Origin of the sequence: Cylindrospermopsis sp. CR12, from assembly GCF_001432185.1 — a bacterium.
Taxonomy (GTDB): domain Bacteria; phylum Cyanobacteriota; class Cyanobacteriia; order Cyanobacteriales; family Nostocaceae; genus Raphidiopsis; species Raphidiopsis raciborskii.
The window spans coordinates 210,200-211,062 of record NZ_LMVE01000021.1 but is presented as its reverse complement, the minus strand read 5'-3'; the positions used below and the strand labels follow the sequence as shown (position 1 = coordinate 211,062).

2 protein-coding genes are annotated in these 863 nt (G+C 42.3%); both read left to right on the top strand.

Annotation, left to right across the window (positions count from 1 at the left end):
- Positions 1-213, top strand: a 213-nt coding sequence (locus ASL19_RS18455) for a PD-(D/E)XK nuclease domain-containing protein (protein WP_235528913.1), incomplete at its 5' end; no start/stop codon positions are given.
- Positions 214-271: 58 nt separating this feature from the next.
- Positions 272-863, top strand: a 592-nt coding sequence (locus tag ASL19_RS03075) for an AAA family ATPase (protein ID WP_235528912.1), incomplete at its 3' end; no start/stop codon positions are given.

Sequence of the window (863 nt, the reverse complement as noted above, 5' to 3'; positions counted from 1 at the left end):
TCGGACTTAACTGTTATGGTGGGGGGACACATCTATGTGATGGAAATCAAGGTGGTAGAGGGGAATCAAGTCCGGGATAATGCAGCACTTGACCAAATCCTCCAGCGAAACTATGCTGAAAAATACCGTGGGGAACCGGGAAAATCTGTCCATGAAATTGGTTTGATATTTAGTCGCAGCCAACGGAATCTTATACAAGCGGACTGGCAATAAGTCTGGTTAAGAATTGACCTGCTCTAATAAGAGCCTAATATATTGGATTAATCATTACATGATGAGCCAAGAAGTAGACGTAAAAAACTTGCCGTTAGGGATAAACACGCTAGACAAAATGCGTGGTAGTAATTGTGTCTATGTGGACAAAACGAGTTTCGCATTAAGATTAATTAAACAACCTGGAGCGTTCTTTCTGTCGCGACCAAGACGCTTTGGCAAAAGTCTATTTGTGGATACCCTGAAGGAGATATTCGAGGGGAATGAAAAATTGTTTGAGGGACTCTATATTCATGACAAATGGGACTGGAGTCGTAAATTCCCAGTAATTAAGATTGATTTTGCGGATGGAGTATTAAAAAACCGGGAGGAGTTGGATAGACGTATATTAGACCTTTTACGCAAGAATGCGGAGCGCCTGGGAGTGTCCTACGAGTCAAATGATATACCAGGGAAATTTGGAACCCTGATTGGGGAAGCAGTGGCTAAATATGGTACTAGAGCAGTAGTACTGGTAGATGAATACGACAAACCAATCCTCGATAATATAGACAATCCAAATATCGCCGCTGAAATGCGAGAGGGACTGAAAAACCTTTACTCAGTGTTGAAGGGTCAAGATGCCAACCTCCAGTTCGTGTTTATGACTG